The organism is Dyella solisilvae, assembly GCF_003351225.1.
Lineage (GTDB): Bacteria > Pseudomonadota > Gammaproteobacteria > Xanthomonadales > Rhodanobacteraceae > Dyella > Dyella solisilvae.
In genome coordinates this window covers 407,090-420,948 of record NZ_QQSY01000003.1, presented here as the reverse complement: position 1 = coordinate 420,948, position 13,859 = coordinate 407,090, and the positions used below count along the sequence as shown (strand labels likewise).

13 protein-coding genes are annotated in these 13,859 nt (G+C 66.8%); 4 read left to right on the top strand and 9 right to left on the bottom strand.

The features are described from left to right. Positions 1-643 precede the first annotated feature (643 nt). On the bottom strand, positions 644-2,044 hold the full coding sequence (gene gltX / locus DVT68_RS14035; RefSeq protein WP_114825710.1) for a glutamate--tRNA ligase: 1,401 nt from the start codon (positions 2,042-2,044) through the stop codon (positions 644-646). A 167-nt stretch (positions 2,045-2,211) separates the two neighbouring features. Next, positions 2,212-2,646 carry a DUF4399 domain-containing protein gene (locus DVT68_RS14030; RefSeq protein WP_114825709.1) on the bottom strand — a complete coding sequence of 145 codons (435 nt, stop codon included), beginning with the start codon at positions 2,644-2,646 and terminating at the stop codon, positions 2,212-2,214. Between the two features lie 165 nt (positions 2,647-2,811). Here DVT68_RS14030 and DVT68_RS14025 point away from each other — a divergent pair, with 165 nt between their 5' ends. Both DVT68_RS14025 and DVT68_RS14020 read left to right on the top strand, forming a co-directional pair. After that, positions 2,812-3,972, top strand: coding sequence for a glycosyltransferase family 4 protein (locus DVT68_RS14025; RefSeq protein WP_114825708.1), 1,161 nt, complete (start codon positions 2,812-2,814; stop codon positions 3,970-3,972). Further along, on the top strand, positions 3,941-4,513 hold the full coding sequence (locus tag DVT68_RS14020) for a phosphatase PAP2 family protein (protein ID WP_114825707.1): 573 nt from the start codon (positions 3,941-3,943) through the stop codon (positions 4,511-4,513). Before DVT68_RS14025 ends, DVT68_RS14020 begins: the two co-directional genes overlap by 32 nt. A 416-nt stretch (positions 4,514-4,929) precedes the next feature. Here DVT68_RS14020 and accD read toward each other — a convergent pair whose 3' ends face one another. From accD to trpB, 3 genes are all read right to left on the bottom strand, one after another. After that, the gene (gene accD / locus DVT68_RS14015; RefSeq protein WP_114825706.1) at positions 4,930-5,802 is read right to left on the bottom strand and encodes an acetyl-CoA carboxylase, carboxyltransferase subunit beta; all 873 of its coding nucleotides are present in this window, start codon (positions 5,800-5,802) and stop codon (positions 4,930-4,932) included. Between the two features lie 185 nt (positions 5,803-5,987). After that, positions 5,988-6,785: a tryptophan synthase subunit alpha gene (gene trpA / locus DVT68_RS14010; RefSeq protein ID WP_114825705.1), complete on the bottom strand. Its 798-nt coding sequence runs from the start codon at positions 6,783-6,785 to the stop codon at positions 5,988-5,990. Next, positions 6,782-7,993, bottom strand: a complete 1,212-nt coding sequence (trpB, locus tag DVT68_RS14005; RefSeq protein WP_114825704.1) for a tryptophan synthase subunit beta — start codon at positions 7,991-7,993, stop codon at positions 6,782-6,784. Before trpB ends, trpA begins: the two co-directional genes overlap by 4 nt. A 101-nt stretch (positions 7,994-8,094) precedes the next feature. Between trpB and DVT68_RS14000 the strand changes: the two genes are divergently transcribed. Both DVT68_RS14000 and DVT68_RS13995 read left to right on the top strand, forming a co-directional pair. Further along, positions 8,095-8,979 carry a LysR substrate-binding domain-containing protein gene (locus tag DVT68_RS14000; protein WP_114825703.1) on the top strand — a complete coding sequence of 295 codons (885 nt, stop codon included), beginning with the start codon at positions 8,095-8,097 and terminating at the stop codon, positions 8,977-8,979. Between the two features lie 240 nt (positions 8,980-9,219). Beyond that, on the top strand, positions 9,220-9,741 hold the full coding sequence (locus tag DVT68_RS13995; RefSeq protein ID WP_114825702.1) for a hemerythrin domain-containing protein: 522 nt from the start codon (positions 9,220-9,222) through the stop codon (positions 9,739-9,741). 505 nt (positions 9,742-10,246) lie between these two features. Here DVT68_RS13995 and DVT68_RS13990 read toward each other — a convergent pair. From DVT68_RS13990 to DVT68_RS13975, 4 genes are all read right to left on the bottom strand, one after another. Then, positions 10,247-11,251, bottom strand: coding sequence for a cupin-like domain-containing protein (locus tag DVT68_RS13990; RefSeq protein ID WP_114825701.1), 1,005 nt, complete (start codon positions 11,249-11,251; stop codon positions 10,247-10,249). 147 nt (positions 11,252-11,398) lie between these two features. Further along, positions 11,399-12,016, bottom strand: coding sequence for a phosphoribosylanthranilate isomerase (locus DVT68_RS13985; protein ID WP_114825700.1), 618 nt, complete (start codon positions 12,014-12,016; stop codon positions 11,399-11,401). Then, entirely contained in the window at positions 12,013-12,780 is a 768-nt protein-coding gene (truA, locus tag DVT68_RS13980) for a tRNA pseudouridine(38-40) synthase TruA (RefSeq protein ID WP_114825699.1), read from the bottom strand. The genes DVT68_RS13985 and truA overlap by 4 nt, the downstream gene beginning before the upstream one ends. Positions 12,781-12,883: 103 nt before the next feature. Beyond that, positions 12,884-13,859, bottom strand: a 976-nt coding sequence (locus tag DVT68_RS13975; protein WP_325050434.1) for a motility hub landmark protein FimV, incomplete at its 5' end; no start/stop codon positions are given.

Genomic DNA, 13,859 nt, shown 5'->3' with positions numbered 1-13,859 from the left:
GGGCCTGATCGTCCACCCCTCACCGCCTCACAGGGGTATGGGTGACGGCTCGTGCCGCTTCGCGGCACCTCGCTTCGCAAAACCCCATGGCTCCTAGGGAGACGATTTCGCGCTTGGCGCTTGGCGCTTGGCGCTTGGCTCTTCGCTCTTCGCTGCGGCTTTTGACCTCCCCTCCCCTATGGCGCGAGCGGGTGGGTGGAGGAATAGCCCGAAGGGTGGCCGGCAGGGATGCCGGCCAGTTTGTCGTCAGGGCAGGACGCCCTGTCGACAAACCCCGTAACCCGCCCGCGAACCTTCCGGGCCGCCGGCCCGGAAGGCGCGTCATCGGGGTGGCCTCTCTTTTGGCATTGCCACCATCTCGGTGGTTACTTTTCTCTGGCCACTCAGAGAAAAGTGACCCGCTGCCCGGCAGGGCAGCGGAAGCCCGCCGCAGGCGAGCAAGCTCTCGGAGTCGCTCATTCAAAAGCGAAGAGCAAAGTCGCTGGATCCCTGCTTTCGCAGGGATGACGAGCTAGGAAGGGTGCAGGCACGACACGCGCCTCGCTCCACCTAGCGTTCGCAGGGATGATGATTTGGGGCGGACCATCGCGATGGTGAACGGCACGCCCGCGTGCAACGACAACCTAGCGCAGGGACAGCACGCTCAGCCCTTCGCCTTCGCCACCGCATCCTCAATGCGCTTGATCGCTACCTCACGCCCCGCCAGATAAATCGTGTGATCGATCGACGGCGACACCTGTGTGCCCGTCATCGCCACGCGCAGCGGCTGGGCGATCTTGCCCATGCCAAGCTCCAGCTTGGTCGCCACGTGCTCGATCACGCCATGGATCGGCTCGGGCTTCCACTCCACCTCGGCCAACAGACTCTTGGCAGCTTCCAGCACCGCAACGGCGCTGTCGTTCTGGAGATGCTTGGCCACGGCCTTGTCGTCCCATTCGACGATGGGGCCGTACCAGATCTTGGCGCGCTCGGCCATTTCCTTCAGCGTCTGCACGCGGTCGCGCAGCGCGACGATCACGTCGGCGGGATTCGGGCCCTTGCTGAAATCGATGCCAGCCTGCGTGAGGTGCCACTCGAACTCCGGCGCGATGACGCTCGGCTCTTCGCTCTTGAGGTAATGCTGGTTGAGCCACGACAGCTTGGTGACGTCAAAGCGCGAGGCAGCCTTGTTGACGTCGGCCACATCGAACAGGCGGACCATCTCCTCTTCCGAGAAGATTTCCTGGTCGCCATGCGACCAGCCCAGGCGCACCAGGTAGTTGAGCAGCGCGTGCGGCAGGAAGCCGTCGTCGCGGTACTGCATCACGCTCACCGCGCCGTGGCGCTTGCTGAGCTTCTGCCCGTCGGGACCAAGGATCATCGGCAGGTGCGCGAACTCAGGTACCGGCGCGCCCAGCGCCTTGTAGATGTTGATCTGGCGCGGCGTGTTGTTGACGTGGTCGTCACCGCGGATCACTTCGGTGATGCCCATGTCGATGTCGTCCACAACCACGGCGAAGTTATAGGTGGGCCAGCCGTCCGAACGGAAGATCACCAGGTCGTCGAGCTCGGTGTTGGCCCACTCGATGCGGCCCTTCACCTTGTCGTCGAACACCACCGAGCCTTCCAGCGGATTCTTGAAGCGGATCACGCGGTTCGGGTCGTCGCGGTACGGCTCGTTGCGGTCGCGGTAGTAGCCGTTGTAGCGGGGCTTCTCGCCCTTGGCCATCGCCTCGTTGCGCATGGCCTCGATCTCGTCCTTGGACTCGTAGGCGTAATACGCCTTGCCAGCCTTCAGCAGCTCGTCGGCGACCTGCTTGTAGCGCTCAAGGCGATCGGTCTGGTAGATCGGGCCCTCGTCGTGGCTAAGGCCCAGCCAGTGCATGCCATCGAGGATCGCCTGCACGGCTTCGTGGGTGGAGCGCTCGCGATCGGTGTCTTCGATGCGCAGCACGAACTGGCCGCCGCGGCGACGCGCCTCCAGCCAGCAGTAAAGCGCCGTGCGGGCGCCGCCGATGTGCAGGAAACCGGTGGGACTGGGAGCAAAGCGGGTGCGGACGGTCATGGACGTGCGGTCTTGAAAGCCGAAAGGCGCGATTTTAGCCGATTCGCGCCTTGGTCCGGGATCCGGTCACTGCAAGGCGGCACAGGGATACCACCTCCCCGCCGAGCCGCGAGACCCGGGGCACGTCGACATGCACCTGGGCGGCCGTGCCGCCCAGGCGAACCCCGTCACTTCACGTTGACGGTGACGACCTTGGAAACCACCGGCGGATCGAACGGCACGTGGTTCTCGTCGCCCAGTTCCAGTTGCAGCGTGTGCTTGCCCGGCGAGAGCTTGACGACAGTCTCGGTCTGGCCGTTGCCGAAGTGCAGATGGTGTTCGTCCTTCGGGATCGGCTGGCCCGCGGCTGGCAGGTCCTTCACGTCGACCAGCAGATGGTGATGCCCGGTACCTGCCTTGTCCACGCCGGCCGGCGCGACGCCCATGCCCTTGAGGCCGAACTCCACGGTGACCTCCTGGCCGACCGTCGCGCCATCCTGGGGCGAAATGATGTAGACCTCGGCGCCGGCGGGGGCCTTGGTGCTCGGAAGGCTGGGCGAATCGGCAGCGAAAGTGCTGCCAGCGAGAGTGGCCAGCGCGAATGCGAGCAGCATGCGTTTCATCGGCGTGTCTCCGCGGTAGTGAGTCCGGTCAGTGTACTCCCCCGAGATTCGCCGGACTTGGGCCGCCAGGCGCCTGTTCCGCCGTCATGCAGGCGTCATGGATACGCCACGGCCCCGCAACGCCACCAGAGGAACCTGCACAGGGCCAGCCAACGGTATTTACAAGTGCGCATCGGCATCGTCAGCGAAACCTATCCACCCGAAATCAACGGCGTGGCACTGACCGTGCACAGCCTCGCCGCCGGCCTGGCGTCACAGGGCCATACGGTCGACCTGATTCGCCCCCGCCAGCGACAGCCCTTCACCGACGAACCCGGCATCGCCAGCCTGGAAGTGCGCGGCGCCTCCCTGCCGCGCTATCCAGGCCTGCGCTTCGGCCTGCCCGCCGGTGGCGCGCTGCGCGAACGCTGGACCCGCTTGCGCCCGGACGCGATCTACGTGGCCACCGAAGGTCCGCTCGGCTGGTCGGCGGTGCGCGCCGCACAGCACTTGGGCATTCCCACCGCCACCGGCTTCCATACCCGCTTCGATACCTACGCGAACCACTATGGCGTGGGCTTCCTCACTCCGATCGTGCGCGGCTATCTGCGGCGCTTCCATCGTCGGGCCGCCGCCACGCTGGTGCCCACTGCCGCGCTTGCCGGCGAACTGTCGACGCTTGGCGTGGACACTGCACGCCTGCTGCGCCGCGCAGTCGACACGCAGCTGTTCCATCCGCGACACCGCAACGCCGAACTGCGCGAGACCTGGGGCGTCGATGGCAATACGCCGGTGGTGCTGTACGTCGGGCGCATTGCGCCGGAGAAGAATCTCGACCTTGCCGTGCGCACCTTCCGCGCCATCCAGCAGCAGGTTCCCAAGGCCCGCTACGTGTGGGTCGGCGATGGCCCGGCTCGCGCTGCACTGCAGGCGGCCAATCCCGATTTCATCTTCGCCGGCATGCAGCGCGGCGACGCGCTGGCCCGCCACTACGCCAGCGCGGACCTGTTTCCCTTCCCCAGCCTCAGCGAGACCTTCGGCAACGTGATCCTCGAGGCGCTTGCCGCGGGATTGCCGGTAGTGGCTTACGAGGAAGGCGCAGCGCGCGAACACCTGCGCAGCGGCCACAACGGCTACCGCATCGAACCGGGCGACGAGAAAGCCTTCATCGAGGCCGCCACCACGCTGGCCAGCAACGCCAGCCTGATCCGCCACATGGGGCGCGCCGCGCACGCCAGCATCGCCAATCTTTCGCCGGAAGCCGTCATCCGCGAGTTCGAAAACCTGTTGCGTGAACTGGCCCAGGAGAATGCGCATGAGCACCATGCCACCGCTGCACACGCCTGACCTTCCCGCCGGACCGCGTTTCGCCATCGACCGTCGCATGTGCGTGGCGGCCAACCGCTGGGGCACCCGCCGCGCCGTGGGCGTGTTCTTCGGCATCATCAGCCGGCTCGGCGACGGCGTGTTCTGGTACTCGCTGATGCTGGTTCTGGCCCTGGTCGACGGCCGTCGCGGCCTGGTCGCCGCCACCCAGATGGCGCTGACGGGACTCACCGCGCTGCTGCTCTACCGCCTGCTCAAGCGCTGGACGCGCCGGCCGCGCCCCTTCCGCGCCTGCCCCGGCGTCATCGCCCACGTGCCGCCACTGGACGAGTTCAGCTTCCCATCGGGGCATACGCTGCAGGCGGTGAGCTTCACCGTGGTGGCGGTGGCCTGGTATCCGATGCTGGCGCCGCTACTGCTCACTTTCACCTCGCTGGTCGGCGCCTCGCGCGTGATCCTTGGCCTGCACTATCCCAGCGACGTCATCGCCGCGACGGCCATCGGCAGCGCGCTGGGCGCGTTGTCGCTGTGGCTGCTGCCGTTGCACTCGCTCGTGGCGTAAGCCCGGCTGTCCCAGCCCAAGCGCGCGACTGCATCTGGCGCCGCTGCGCATTTGCGCATCAGCGCGTCACGGCGCCATTGCCATCAATGGCATAGCACACCTATCCACAGGCTTTGCCTGCTCGCATCCACATTCGCTGTGGAAAACGTGCAGCGTTGCGACGCCTCGCGCACTGGGTGCGCTTCTGCAAAGGAAAAGGCGGCGCACTGCAGGAATGCACGCTGAGCGCGATCGAACCCTGCTCCACCGCTGCACATTCACGCATCAATGTGTCGCGCCGCCTTTCCCTTCAACGGGATAGCGCATCTGTCCACAGGCTTTTCCCACGTGCATCCACACTTGCTGTGGAAAACGCCGGACATAAAAAAACAGCGCCGATGCGGCGCTGTTTTTCCATCAAAGCCTCCGCTGCGCGATTAGGCCACGCGCGGCGCCTTCTGCAGGATGCCCAGCAGGTCGGCCAGCTTGTCGCGCATTTCGCGGCGATCGACGATCAGGTCAATCGCGCCATGCTCGACCAGGAATTCCGAGCGCTGGAAGCCTTCCGGCAAGGTCTCGCGCACGGTCTGCTCGATCACTCGCGGACCGGCGAAACCGATCAGAGCCTTCGGCTCGGCCACGTTGATGTCGCCCAGCATGCCAAGGCTGGCCGACACGCCGCCGGTGGTCGGATGGGTCAGCACGCTGATGTAGGGCACACCGGCGTCGCGCATGCGGGCCAGCGCCGCCGACGTCTTGGCCATCTGCATTAGCGAGAACAGCGATTCCTGCATGCGCGCGCCGCCGGTGGCGGAGAAGCACACCAGCGCGCTGCGGTCGGCCAGCGCGCGCTCGGCGGCGCGGGTGAACTTCTCGCCCACCACCGAGCCCATGGAGCCGCCCATGTAGGAGAACTCGAACGCCACGGTCATCAGCGGACGACCCTTCAGGCGACCGCTCATGGCCACCATCGCGTCCTTCTCACCGGTGGACTTCTGCGCCGAAACGATGCGGTCGCGGTACTTCTTGGAGTCACGGAACTTGAGCGGATCGCTCGGCTCCATGCTGGCCCACAACTCCTGCGTCGAACCCGGGTCCAGGAAAGCGGCCAGGCGTGCGCGCGCCTCGATGGTGTGGTGATGGGCGCACTTGGGGCACACCATCAGGTTGCGCTCGAGCTCGGGCCGGTACAGCACCGTGCCGCAACCACCGCACTTCTCCCACACGCCTTCCGGCACCTTGCCCTTGCCGGCGCTGCCGGTGGCTTCCGGGCGCACGCGGGGAGTCATGATTTTCTGGAGCCAGTTCATATCAACTCAACCTCGAAACTCGTCTCCCTCTCCCCTCTGGGGAGAGGGTTGGGGTGAGGGGCCAATCTTGCCTCGGTCCAGCCTTGACACCCCTTTTCTTGGAGTTCAAAGCCTGCACATTGAACGTCGGCCGCAAGCCCCGCCCCCTCACCCCAACCCTCTCCCCAAGGGGCGAGGGAGCAAGTTCAGGCATCGAGCGCCTTGCGGATCGGCGCCAGGAAGTCCTTGGCGCGCGCGACGATGTCCTCGACATCTTCCGCACCCGCCAGACGCTCCACCAGCGCACTGCCGATCACTACCGCATCTGCGAAACCCGCAATGGCCTTGGCCGTTTGCGCATCACGCACACCGAATCCCACGGCCACCGGCGCGTTCGACTGCGCGCGGACATCAGCCACTCGGGCGGCGATGTCGCTGGTGCTCAATCGTGCGGCGCCAGTGATGCCGGCGAACGAGACATAGTACAGGAAACCCCGGGCTGACCCGCACAACTCCACCATACGCGCGGGTGCGGTGGTGGGCGCCGCCAGCAGGATCTGCTGCAACCCCGCGTCGCGCAGCGGCTGCAGCACCGCCGACTCCTCAAGCGGGCAGTCGACCACCAGCACGCCGTCCACGCCCGCCTGCGCCGCCTCGGCGGCAAAACGGGCATAGCCGTGGATTTCGATCGGATTGAGGTAGCCCATCAACACCACCGGCGTGTCGGCATCGCGCTGGCGGAACTCGGCCACCCAGCCCAGCACGTCGCCAAGGCCCACGCCCCTGGCGATCGCGCGCTCGCTGGCGTGCTGGATCACCGGGCCATCGGCCATCGGGTCGGAAAACGGCACGCCCAGCTCGATCACGTCGGCGCCTGCAGCGACCAACGCGTGCATCAAGGCCACGGTGTGCGCGGGCGACGGATCACCAGCGGTGATGAACGAAATCAGGCCAGAGCGGCCGGAGGTTTTCAGCTGGGCGAAGCGGCGATCGATGCGGCTCATACCTGCACTCCTTCACGGGCGGCAATCGTGTGCACGTCCTTGTCGCCGCGGCCGGACAGGTTGCACAGCACCAGGCCGTCCTTCGGATATTCGCGGGCCAGCTTGATCGCCTGCGCCACGGCGTGGCTCGACTCCAGCGCGGCGAGGATGCCCTCGGTACGCGCGAGCAGATGGAAAGCCTCCAGCGCCTCGTCATCGGTGACGCCGACGTATTCCGCGCGGCCCACGTCCTTCAGGAACGCGTGCTCGGGGCCTACGCCGGGATAGTCGAGCCCAGCGGAGACCGAGTGGGTTTCCGTGATCTGGCCGTTGTCGTCGCATAGCACGTAGGTGCGGTTGCCATGCAGCACGCCCGGGCGACCGGCCGCCAGCGACGCCGCATGATGGCCGGTGCCGAGCCCCAGGCCAGCCGCCTCGGCGCCGACGATGCGCACGCCGCGATCATTCAGGAACGCATGGAACAGGCCAATCGCGTTGGACCCGCCACCCACGCATGCGGTGATCGCGTCGGGCAGGCGGCCGAACTGCTCCTGCACCTGCTCGCGCGCTTCGCGCCCGACGATGGCGTTGAAGTCACGGACCATCAGCGGATAGGGATGCGGGCCCGCTACGGTGCCGATGATGTAGAACGTATCGGCCACGTTGGTGACCCAGTCGCGCATTGCTTCGTTGAGCGCATCCTTGAGCGTCTTCGAGCCCGAGGTCACCGGCACCACCTCGGCGCCGAGCAGCTTCATGCGGTAGACGTTGATCTTCTGCCGCTCGATGTCCACGGCGCCCATGTACACCACGCACTTCAGGCCGAAGCGGGCAGCGACCGTCGCGCTGGCCACGCCGTGCTGGCCCGCGCCGGTCTCCGCGATGATGCGCGGCTTGCCCATGCGTTTGGCCACCAGCGCCTGGCCGATGGTGTTGTTGATCTTGTGCGCGCCGGTGTGATTGAGATCCTCGCGCTTGAGCAGGATGCGCGCGCCGCCCACGTGCCGGGACAACCCCTCGGCGTAGTAGACCGGGCTGGGGCGTCCGACGTAGTACTTCAGGTCACGGTCCAGCTCCGCCAGAAAGTCGGGATCCTGGCGCAGGCGCAGGTAGGTTTCGGTCAGCTCGGCCAGGGGCGCCATCAGCGTCTCGGCCACGTAGCTGCCGCCATATGCGCCGAAACGCCCGTGTTCGTCGGGGTAGGCGCTGAAATCGGTGATCGTGCTCATGGGGGACTCGTGCGGGGAAGGCAATCGCCACCCTACCCCAAAGCACCCCTCGCAAAAAGCAATATGATTGGCGGAACCTGTCACGAAAACTCACCTATCCCATGAGCCGCCCCCTGCCCTCCCTGAATGCCCTGCACGCTTTCGAAGCCGCAGCCCGTCTGGGCAGCGTCAGCAAGGCGGCGGCCGAACTGCATGTCACCCACGGGGCCGTGAGTCGACACATACGCTCACTGGAGGAAGAGCTGGACCTGGCCCTGTTCCAGCGCCAGGGGCGGGGCCTGGCGCTCACCGCTGCCGGGCAGCGTCTGCGGGACGCCAGCACGGCGGCTTTCGCCCAGTTGCGCGACACGGTGGAGTCGCTGCGGCCGGAGGCGGGTCACGCGCCTTTCGTGCTGGGTTGTCCGGTCAGCCTGCTGGCGCGCTGGATGATTCCCCGGCTGGAGCGCCTGATGGCCGAACTGCCCGAGTTGTCGCTGCACCTGCGACCACAGGAGGCGCCGCTCAACGACGGCCTGGAAGGGCTCGATGCCGCCGTGCTGGCGGGCGAAGCGCCATGGCCGCCGGGTTGGCGAATCCACCCCCTGGCCGCGGAACGCATCGGCCCCGTGGTCAGTCCTGGTTATGCGCAGTCCCATGGCCTCGCAAGCGATCGCCCGGCGCTTCGCGGGCAAACGCTCCTGCATACCTTGTCGCGGCCTGATGCCTGGGCCCGCTGGGCATCCAGCGCAGGCATCGATCCGGATGACCTCGAACCTGGCCCGGGCTTTCCCCACCTGTACCACCTGATCGAGGCGACCGTCGCCGGCCGGGGCATCGCCATCGCACCGGAGCCGCTCGTCGCCAACGACCTCGCCTCGGGACGGCTGGTGGCGCCCTGGGGATTCCACGAGGTGTCCGCGCAATGGGTGCTGGCCACATCGGTGCGCCGGTCCGATCCGCGCCTCGAACCGCTGGTTGCCTGGTTGAAGGCCGAGTTTGCGCAGTAGCGGCAGGCGGAATGATCGGGCCCAAGCCGCCCGCGAAAGCCGTACGCGACCGCGGATCTGACTCGACGCCCGTTACGACCCGCGCGCCCATCCGCGCTGCACACCTGCGAAGGCATGCGCACAACAGCCCAGGGGCTTGATCCCGATTAGGGCATGGCCTCGTGACGGGTCCCACAATCGCCGAAGACACGAAACGGGCTTCTGCGCTCGCGCGGCAGCAAGGGACAGGGAGGGGGAACCATGTCGTTCATGCGCAAGCTCTTCGGCCAATCCGCAACACCGACCGCCGCCACCGCTGCGGCGCCGGCGAAGCCGACCAGGGACACGGCGCCCGGCACACGCATCCGCTATCACCCGGGGTTGGTCCCGCAACTGACTACCGAGCATCAGGCGCTGCTGCATACCTTCGGCTCCATCCGGACGGCAGCCATCCAGGGCAATCTCGCGGGCGCCACCGAGCGCCTGGAACAGTTCCGGGTGCAGTTGCAGAGCCACCTGCTCACCGAGAACGTGCGCCTGTACATCTACCTCGAGCACGAGTTCGCGCAAGACCCAACCAGCTATGCCTTGGTCCACGAATTCCGCCGCGAAATGGACGGTATCGGCAAGGCGTTGGCCGGCTTCATTCACAAATACCAGAACCTCGCGCAGCAGCCTGATCTGGCAACGTCATTTCTCGAGGAATTGGCCCGCGTGGGCCGTGTGCTGATGGAACGCATCCGGCGGGAGGAGTCTACGCTCTACCCGCTCTACGCCTCATAGGAGGAGCGCGGCGCCGGCTTCAACGGATCGTTGAGGCTACGCTGGCCATGTCGCAGGAGAAGGCATGGACGCCTGGCGGCGTCAGTGAGGCGTGAGCCTGATCAGGTCGCACATCTCGGGCGCTACTGCACGAGAAGCGATGCACCGCAGGAGCGCACCAAGTACGCGACCCTGTCTTGCCTCACCTCTGCGCATTCACGCGCCAATGTGTCGCGACGTCTTTGCCATCAAGCGGATAGCCCATCTATCCACAGGCTTTCCTCGCGCGCATCCACACTCGCTGTGGACAACATGCGATGCAACGGCAGGTCGCATACAGGGCGCGCTCCTCCACAAGAAGCGACGCACCGCAGGAGCGCGCCAGGTACGCGATCCTGTCTTGCCTCACCACTGCGCATTCACGCGCCAACGCGTCGCGACGTCTTTGCCATCAAGCAGATAGCGCATCTGTCCACAGGCTTTTCCCACGCGCATCCACACGTGCTGTGGAAAACACCGGGCGCGATCATAGGTACTGACGAATCCGTTCCAGCAGCTTGGCCGACTGCGCGGCATCCAGCTTGCCCAGCCAGCCGCGGCGCGCCTCGGGGATGTGCGCGGCCGGATCTTCGTCGCCGAAGACATAGTGGTCGAACAGCTCGCGCCACGCCGCGCGCTCGGCGGGAGGCAGCGACTTGAACAACAGGACGGCGTGCAACAGCCCACCCAGCCGGGTGTTGGGCACCAGGCCCTCGCCTTGCGAAGGCTTCCACCAGTAATTCACCAGCGCGTTGAGCGGGCCCAGCGAGGCCACGTGGTGCCACCACATGGGCGGCATGTAGATCGCGTCGCCAGGCGCCAGCTCCGCCACCAGGGCATGTTCCATCGCGGTCTTCAGGCGCGGGAAGCGCGGATCATCCAGCCGGTCGAGACGCGCCATGCTGATCGCCGCGCCTGTCGGCGCGAAATCGAGCGGGCCGATGTACAGGTTGCGCACCTGCTCCGGCGGGAACAAGGTGAAGCGACGCGCGCCGCAGGCCACGCAGGCGATGTTGTGGTATTCGTCGAAATGCGCCGGCGTCGTCACGCGGTTGCCGATCCACAGGCGCGGCTTGATGGCGGCATCGAGCAGCGGCAAGACGTGGCTGTCCAGGAAGGCAGGCATGCAATGGGCCACTGGCGCGCTCTGCAGCGCGATGCCCGGCGCATCGTCCTGACCGGCAAATTGAAGCAGACGCTGCAAGCCCTGCGTCACCGACACGCGGTGATGGCTGAAATTGAACGCCTCTGCCTCGCCACGGTATCCGACGATGCCCTCGGCCTCCGGCGGCATCAGCAAGGCATCGACCACCGTCCCGTTGTCGATCGCCGTCACTGCATCGGCGAACGCCTGGTTGGACACATTGGCGGCAGCCACCAGCGGCCAGTGCCGCACCAGCCCGCGGATGACCAACGGACGCTCGGCGCCAAGGATCTGCTCGAGCGCATCGGCCTGGCCGTCGTATCGGAACTCTTCAATGGGGGCGGGCATGCAAAACCTGAGGTGACGGAACAGACCTCAGGGCATGCTAGCAGTGCTGGCGTCTTGGTGTAGGAGCCCAACGCGCACGCGACTTAGGGATGGCGCGCCGACTTCGCATCGACGTGGCCGCGCACAGGGTGCGGTCCTGCAGCGGAATCAGCCGGCCTGGCGGACGGCGTGAATGAAGTCGGCCAGCTTTTGCGGGTCCTTGATGCCGGGCGCCGATTCGATGCCGCTCGCCACATCCACCGCCCACGGATGCGCCACACGGATGGCCTCGGCCACGTTCGTCGGCGTCAGGCCACCTGCCAGAATCAACGGCTGCGCGAGATCGGTCGGCATCAGCGACCAGTCGAAAGCCTTGCCGCTACCACCCGCCTCGCCCAGCCCATGTCCATCCAGCAACAGCCCCGCCGCCGAGGGATAGCGCCGCAGCTTGTGGAGCGCGGCCCTGCCCTCGCCCATGGCGATGGCCTTGAGGAAACGCCGGCCGAACTGGGCGCACCAGTTGTCCGGCTCCTCGCCGTGGAATTGCAGCAAGTCCGGCTGCACGGCCTCGATTACTTCGTGCACCAGTTCGGCGTCGTCATCCATGAACAGGGCGACGATGCCGACGAACGGCGGCAGAGCGCTGGCGATGGCGCGGGCCTGCGCCAGGGTGACGCGACGCTTGCTGCGCGCGGTAAACACCAGGCCGATCGCATCCGCGCCAAGCTTCGCGGCCAGCAGCGCGTCCTCGACACGGGTCATGCCGCAGCACTTGATGCGGGTCATTGGCTCACCTCGGCGGGAAGTCCCCAGCGCGCCTCGTAGCGGGGACCGAGGAAGGTCAGACCGGAGGAAGGCGCGGTTGGCCCGGCCACCTCGCGATTGCGTCCGGCCAGCAACTCGCCCATCCATGCCACCGGCTGTTCGCCGCGGCCGATCGGAAGCAGCGAACCGACGATGTTGCGGACCATGTGGTGCAGGAAGGCGTTGGCCTCGATCTCGACGATCACCTGCTCGTCCTCGCGCCTCACGCTCACCGCCAGCACCTCGCGCCTCGCGTGCGCGGCCTGGCACGACACCGCGCGAAACGCGCTGAAGTCATGTTCACCGATCAGCACCTGCGCGGCCTCGTGCATGCGCGCGGCGTCCAGCGGGTGGCGCTCCCACGTCACGTAGCGCGCCTCGAGCGCGGCGCGCACCGGGCGATTGAGGATGCGATAGCGATAGCGCCGGCTACGCGCGGAAAAACGCGCGTGGAAATCTCCATGGACCGGCTGCGCCCACAGTACAGCCACGCTGCCTGGCAGGTTGGAACAGGCGCCCAGCACCCAGCCCCGCATGTCGCGCTGGACCTCGGTATCGAAATGCACGACCTGGCAGCGCCCATGCACGCCGGCATCGGTGCGCCCCGCGCAGGTCACCTCCACCGGGTGGGCGGCGACGAACGACAACGCGTGCTCCAGCGCGCCCTGGACCGTGTCGCCGTGGCTCAGGCGCTGCCAGCCGGAGAACTCGGTGCCGTCGTATTCGATGCCAAGGGCGATGCGCATGAGGGATCTGGGTGAAACCGGAAGCCGACAGGTTAGCAGGCCTCCAACGAACTCGGGCCGGCAAGGCCGGCCCGAGTGGAATCGAAACACCTGAAATTCAGGCTCAGCGGATGCTTTCGAGGAGGCGCTTGGCCACGTCCTTCTGCATCTGCGTGCCTTCGTGCATCACCTCGTCCAGCATCGCCTGGGCGCCGTCCGGATCGCCCATGTCGAGGTACGCGCGGGCGAGATCGAGCTTGGTGTCCACCGGATCATCGCTGAACTGGCCCAGCTCGTGATGCATGTCCTGCGAGGCGGGCTCTTCAACCGGCTCGGCAAACTGCCAGGTCGAGCTGCCGTGGTTCTCGAACTCTTCCTCGACGTCGCTCTCGACAGTGGCGGCCTGAGCCGCTGCTGCGGCCGGGGCGCTGGCATGCGTCGGCGCGGGGTGCGGCGTCAGGTCGAAATCGAAATGGTATTCGCTGACCTTGGGATGACGCACCGGAGTTGGCGGGATCGGCGGCAGCTCGTCGTCGTCGCGCGTGGCCGCAAAACTGCCGAGATCGAAGTGATCCGCCGCAGCCGCTGCCTCCCCCAAATGCACGGGCGAGGCGCCATGGGCAAACAGCGGATGCTCGGGCACCAGGTCCTCGCCCATGTGCAACACATCCTGCCATTCCGACTGCTGTGGATCGGAGATATGCGCGTACATGGCCTCGGCGGCAGCCTCGAAGTGATCCACGTCGCGGCGGCTGTAGTAGAGGCTCACCAGCTCCAGGTGCAGGCCGATGTCGTCCGGATGCTCGGCAAGCTGATCGAGCAGCTCGTCCTGATCGGGGTCCGCGCCGGTGTTGCCGATCGGCGGCACGGTGCCGAAGTGGTCGGCCAGCGAACCGCTGCTGGAGGGCGGGGCAACCACCGGCTTGCGGCTGCGGCTACGCAGGGCGAAGAGGAGGCCGAGCACCGCAACGCCGGCGCCGGAAGCCCAGGCCCAGGTCTGCATGTACCAGGGGTCTTCTTCCCCGAGGGGCGTCACCGGCTTGGCGACCGGCTTCACCGCCGGCTTGACCGGCTCGGCCTTGGCGACGGCCGGAGCCGTG